The organism is Mycobacterium sp. TH-M106, assembly GCF_057473765.1.
This window is the reverse complement of the sequence record NZ_JBYCLE010000329.1, coordinates 1-4,945: the sequence shown is the minus strand read 5'-3', so window position 1 is coordinate 4,945 and position 4,945 is coordinate 1. Positions and strand designations below refer to the sequence as shown.

At 65.9% G+C, this 4,945-nt stretch carries 8 protein-coding genes and 1 pseudogene; 4 read left to right on the top strand and 5 right to left on the bottom strand.

All coding sequences use genetic code 11. The features are described 5' to 3' along the window. Positions 1 to 96 (top strand): annotated as a pseudogene (locus AC2VOP_RS11420) (3-hydroxyacyl-CoA dehydrogenase); the annotation flags it as partial. A 207-nt stretch (positions 97 to 303) separates the two neighbouring features. Here AC2VOP_RS11420 and AC2VOP_RS11415 read toward each other — a convergent pair. Further along, positions 304 to 435, bottom strand: coding sequence for a hypothetical protein (locus AC2VOP_RS11415; protein ID WP_486953678.1), 132 nt, complete (start codon positions 433 to 435; stop codon positions 304 to 306). A 258-nt stretch (positions 436 to 693) separates the two neighbouring features. On the opposite strand from AC2VOP_RS11415, the gene AC2VOP_RS11410 reads away from it, so the two are divergent. Then, entirely contained in the window at positions 694 to 1,278 is a 585-nt protein-coding gene (locus AC2VOP_RS11410) for a class I SAM-dependent methyltransferase (protein ID WP_486961069.1), read from the top strand. Positions 1,279 to 1,378: 100 nt separating this feature from the next. On the opposite strand, the gene AC2VOP_RS11405 is transcribed toward AC2VOP_RS11410, so the two are convergent. The 3 genes from AC2VOP_RS11405 to AC2VOP_RS11395 all read right to left on the bottom strand — a co-directional run bounded on the left by AC2VOP_RS11405 (position 1,379) and on the right by AC2VOP_RS11395 (position 3,578). Then, complete coding sequence (locus AC2VOP_RS11405) at positions 1,379 to 2,092, bottom strand: NAD-dependent deacylase (protein ID WP_486961068.1); 714 nt, start codon at positions 2,090 to 2,092, stop codon at positions 1,379 to 1,381. A gap of 115 nt (positions 2,093 to 2,207) precedes the next feature. Beyond that, the gene (locus AC2VOP_RS11400) at positions 2,208 to 3,041 is read right to left on the bottom strand and encodes a class I SAM-dependent methyltransferase (protein ID WP_486961067.1); all 834 of its coding nucleotides are present in this window, start codon (positions 3,039 to 3,041) and stop codon (positions 2,208 to 2,210) included. Between the two features lie 12 nt (positions 3,042 to 3,053). After that, a complete protein-coding gene (locus tag AC2VOP_RS11395) occupies positions 3,054 to 3,578 on the bottom strand; it encodes a DUF1697 domain-containing protein (RefSeq protein ID WP_486961066.1) in 525 nt (174 codons plus the stop codon). 53 nt (positions 3,579 to 3,631) lie between these two features. On the opposite strand from AC2VOP_RS11395, the gene AC2VOP_RS11390 reads away from it, so the two are divergent. Together AC2VOP_RS11390 and AC2VOP_RS11385 are read left to right on the top strand one after the other, a co-directional pair. Continuing rightward, positions 3,632 to 4,075 carry a PPOX class F420-dependent oxidoreductase gene (locus AC2VOP_RS11390; RefSeq protein WP_486961065.1) on the top strand — a complete coding sequence of 148 codons (444 nt, stop codon included), beginning with the start codon at positions 3,632 to 3,634 and terminating at the stop codon, positions 4,073 to 4,075. 242 nt (positions 4,076 to 4,317) lie between these two features. After that, the gene (locus AC2VOP_RS11385; RefSeq protein WP_486961064.1) at positions 4,318 to 4,506 is read left to right on the top strand and encodes a DUF5302 domain-containing protein; all 189 of its coding nucleotides are present in this window, start codon (positions 4,318 to 4,320) and stop codon (positions 4,504 to 4,506) included. A gap of 228 nt (positions 4,507 to 4,734) precedes the next feature. On the opposite strand, the gene AC2VOP_RS11380 is transcribed toward AC2VOP_RS11385, so the two are convergent. Next, the coding region (locus tag AC2VOP_RS11380) for a hypothetical protein (RefSeq protein WP_486961063.1) at positions 4,735 to 4,945 on the bottom strand (211 nt) is incomplete at its 5' end.

The following is a 4,945-nucleotide window of genomic DNA, read 5'->3' as shown; positions in this document are numbered from 1 at the left end:
GAGTACGCCGCCCTGGCCGAGCACATCATCGTCAACCCGATGCTCAACGGCGAGGTGATCCGCCTCGACGGCGCCATCCGGATGGCCCCCAGGTAGGAACGGCGCTGAGGATCTTCCCCGATTCCGGCCTTCCGCCGTAGCGGCAAACTGACAATTCCTCGATCGGCTAGTCGACGATCTATCGTACAGTTAGTCAACGATTCCTCGTGGAAGTAGCCAAAGAATCGAAGCGAAACTGTGTCGAGAAACCCCAGAGATGCGGCCGCCGCAACGGTGGCGATCCGCGCCGTATCCAGCCGGCGATCAGCTAGCGGTGGCCAGCGCCTGCCCGTCCTCAAGCTGCTCCGAGGTGTCACCTTCTACCAAGAGGTCACCGTGGTAGAGGGCTTCGAAGTCAACTTTGATGACGTCGGCGCTCGAGTCGTCGATCCACATGGCACTGAGCATATTGGTCACCATTAAGGGATCTTTGAGCCAACCTTCGGAAAACGGTGGCAATCCTACTGCCGGGTAGGGCTCCGTCCGGGCGCCGATGCGCCGGGATCTGCTACGGCCTTCATGACCAGTACCTTGTGGATAGCGGATATGTTTGGACTCGTCAGCATGGATGGACGACTGATGGACGACTGGAGGTAGGCGTTGAACAACACAACGACCGTCGACAACCCGTTTTTCGCCCGGATCTGGAAATTCATGTCGAGCCACGAAACCGAGTGGCTGCGCGACCGGCGGCGGGAGAACCTCGACGGGCTGTCCGGGCGGGTGCTTGAAGTCGGCGCCGGTGTCGGAACCAACTTCGCGCTCTACCCCGACACCGTGACCGAGGTGGTGGCGGTGGAACCGGAGCCGCGACTGCGTGAGGTCGCTTGCGGCGCGGCGTCTTCGGCTCCGGTGCCGGTCAGCGTGGTGGCGAGCACCGTAGAGGCGCTGGATGTCGGCGAGCCGTTCGACGCGGTGGTGTGTTCGCTGGTGCTGTGTTCGGTCGACGAACCCGAAGATGTGCTGCGCCAACTGTATTCGCAACTCCGGCCGGGTGGCGAACTGCGCTTCTTCGAGCATGTCGCCAGTCACGGCGCACAGGGGGTGCTGCAGCGCGTCGCCGACGCGACGGTGTGGCCGCGGTTATTCGGGAACTGCCACACGCACCGGGAGACCGAGCAGATGATCGCCGCCGCCGGTTTCCAGCCACAGGCTGCCCGGCACGGCTACCAGTTTCCGGCCTGGGCGCCGGTGCCGGTGTCGGAGTTCGCGCTAGGCCGCGCTCAGCGCCCGTCCTGACCTTGCCGTTGACGTTTTGCCGAGGCTCACGGCGCGTTCTGTGGACAGACCGCGACCTGTGCGCAGCCGCGCCGTCGTTGGCGCTGGCTCGGCGCAAGGGCTAAGTCAACAGCGCGGGAAGTTTCTGCAACAGCCCGGGTAATGCCCGAGACGCGGTGTCGCGCAACGTCACCGTCGCACAAGCGGAAAGCGGCGTCGGCTCGGGGTTGATCTCGATGACGGTGGCGCCGCGCGCCAGCGCCAACTCGGGCAGACCGGCAGCCGGGTAGACGATCCCGGAGGTGCCCACCACGATCACCACGTCGGCGGCCTCGGTCGCCTCGACTGCACCGCGCCACGCTTCGTGTGGCAGCTCCTCGCCGAACCACACAATGTCCGGGCGGATCAGGCCACCACACGCGCACTGTGGCGGCTCGATATGCACCGCGGGCTCCGGCATATCCGGCAGCTCATCGGTGTAGGGCGAACTGCAGGCCGCGCAACGGAATTCGAATAGGCTCCCGTGCAGGTGATGCACGGTCGAACTGCCGGCACGCTCATGTAGGTCGTCGACGTTCTGGGTCACGACGCACACCTCGGCGTGCTGCTCAAAGGCCGCTACCGCCCGATGGCCCTCGTTCGGTTCGACCTGACCGACCAGGTAATGCCGCCATAGATACCACCCCCAGACCCGTTCGGGGTGCTCCTGCCAGCCCTGGACGCTGGACAGTTCATAGGGGTCGAAGCGGGCCCACAGGCCGTTCTTGTCGTCGCGGAAAGTCGGCACTCCGCTTTCGGCGGAGATCCCCGCGCCGCTGAGCACCGTTACCCGCACAGCACCAACATAGCGTGCTCAAGCGATACCGGCCGGATGGAGTTCAGCGAGTTGCTGCGGGTGGACGTGCACCCGGGCCCGCCGCTCGTCGCGTAACTCGTCGGGTTTACGGCGGTCAGCCGAACTCCAGCAACGTCAGCGAAGGGCGCAGCCGGTCGAGGGCGCGCAGCCGGTAGGCGGTCGACAGCACGGTGTTGAACACCAGGCCGCGGCCCGGCGGAAGTTGCAGATCGCGGACAGCGCGAATGCCGGGCACCGTATCGACCAGGTTGGCCGCGTCGGCCACCGATAGGCTGAACGGCATTGGCGGGGACTTGTAACGCAGCGAGGTCCGCAGGCCGCGACGGGTCAGCATTGTAAACCACGCAGGCGGTACGTCGAAGAGCATCTGGCCGCCCGGAAACCTGCTAGCGCACTCGGTGATCAGCCCCATCGCCTGCTCCGGCTGCAGGTACATCAACAGGCCTTCGACGGTCACGAACACCCCGGCGGTCGCCTCGACCCGGTCCATCCAGCTGTAGTCCAGCGCGGACTGGGCACACGCCGACACTCGGGGCTTCAGCTCCAGAGTCGGCAGCAGCCGCTCGCGAAGATCGACAACGGGAGGAAGGTCGACTGTGAGCCAACGAAATTCGGCATCTGGAATGGCTGTATCCAGACGCCAGAAGCTGGTCTGCAGGCCCTCGGCCACCGCCACCACGGTCGCCGACGGGTGGTGCTGCAGGTAGCGACGAGTGTGAGTGTCGAAGGCCAAGGCACGCAAGGCGATGTCCTGGCGGACTGGCCCGAACTTCGCGAAGTTGAAGTCGATCGAGTCGACCAGCGAGATCGCCATCGGATCGTCGATGATCCCGTCGGCGCGGCGAGCTTCGCGCGCCCGCGCATACAGGGTCAGCAGCGCGGTCTCCGATACACCGCTGAGGTTGACCTTTTCTTTAGCGGGGCTCATCGATCCGAAACACTACCCGCTCAACACTTTGCCCAACGTACGCAGGTTGCGCGTGGTGGTCGAGGACTGATACCGCTTCTTGCCCGTTATCTTGCCGATGGTGCTGTTCAGGGTTTCGCCCTTGGCTACCTGCCAGTAGATGACGCCGTCACCGCGGGCGATCTTCTCACCGGTGCCGACTTGGTCGGCCAGCGTGGCCAGCTCGTCCAGGACCACGGCATCGGCGACGAACGTGACATAGGAGTGATGCCCGGCGACCTCCGGCTCGAACGGATATGCCTCGACGATGGCGCGCACCGTGTCGATGCCGTAGACCAGCACCCACGCTTGGTAGCCGAACCGCTCCCGCAACGCGGCCTCGGCGCTCGTGCGGACCGCCGCCACATCGCCCGACGAATCCAGCATGACGTTGCCGCTGGCCAGCACGGTGCGGACGTTGCCAAACCCGGCGTCAGTGAGCGCGGCTGCCACGTCGGCCATCGTGAGGTTGACGCCCCCGACGTTGACACCGCGCAAGAACGCGGCGTAGCGGGTCATAGGCGTTGATGGTAACGACGCGGCGACTCAGGGCGGTCGGTAGGCTTTCGCCCATGGGACGCCAGGTTTTCGATGACAAACTGCTGGCCGTGATCAGCGGGAATTCGATCGGCGTACTGGCCACGATCAAGCGCGATGGGCGTCCCCAGCTGTCCAACGTGCTGTACCACTTCGACCCGCGCAGCCTTGTCCTGCAGGTGTCGATCACTGAACCGAGGGCCAAGACGCGCAACCTGAGGCGGGATCCGCGGGCATCGATTCTGGTCAGCTCCGATGACGGGTGGGCCTACGCTGTCGCCGAGGGCACCGCGGAGTTGACGGCACCGGCTGCCGCGCCCGACGACGATGCCGTCGAGGCGTTGGTCGCCTTGTATCGCAGCATCTCAGGCGAGCACCCGGATTGGGGGGAGTACCGCCGCGCCATGGTCGCCGATCGGCGGGTGGTGCTGACGCTGCCGATCTCGCACCTGTACGGCATGCCCCCGGGCATGCGCTGACCGCGCTGCGCTGGATGGCGCGGCTCCTCCTCGGGCGGTTCCCGCCCGCATCGTCGCCGCGCTGCGCTGGATGGCGCGGCTCCTCCTCGGGCGGTTCCCGCCCGCATCGTCGCCGCGCTGCGCTGGATGGCACGGCTCCTCCTCGGGCGGTTCCCGCCCGCATCGTCGCCGCGCTGCGCTGGATGGCGCGGCTCCTCCCCGGGCGGTTCCCGCCCGCATCGTCGCCGCGCTACCCTCCGGTCATGGCCGAATCACGATCCGAGTCGGATTCCACCGCCGAGGACGAAACCAAGCGTAAGTTTCGCGAGGCGCTGGAGCGTAAGAACGCGAACGCACTGGGCAGGTCCGATCACAAGGACGCCGGCGCTAGGCGGTCGCGATCGCACGGTCCGAGGGAGAACCGCAGGGAATTTCGTCGTAAAAGCGGCTAAAGCTGGTCGAGGAAGGTCAAATCGCTCTGCCGTTTCGATCGTGTGTCCGCGCCAAAGCGGCTGGTGACAGCTCCTGATCCAGCAGGGGTGTTGTTTAAAGCGTGTCGAACAACTCTGCTGAGTGTTCGTCACCGCCGTTCTCGGGTGTCGTCGGTTCAGGCCGCTGGTGCGGCGTGAACGTCAGTTCCCGCGTCAGCCGGGCTGGTTTCACCAACACGCAGGTGTTGGTCAGAGCCGCCCGTCGGCGGGCGTTGGTGGCCCGGCCTGCTGCTTGGGGGTCCGGGGATCGAGGTGAGTCGTGATGGGTTTGGCCCAGCGGGCCAGGTTCACAGCTGCGTTGGTGCACGCATCGCGCGGTTCATCATCCCCGAGCACCCGCACGGCGGTCGGCCCTGCCCGCCCGAGCGGTGGCGCGAATACCTCGACCGCCGACGAAGAC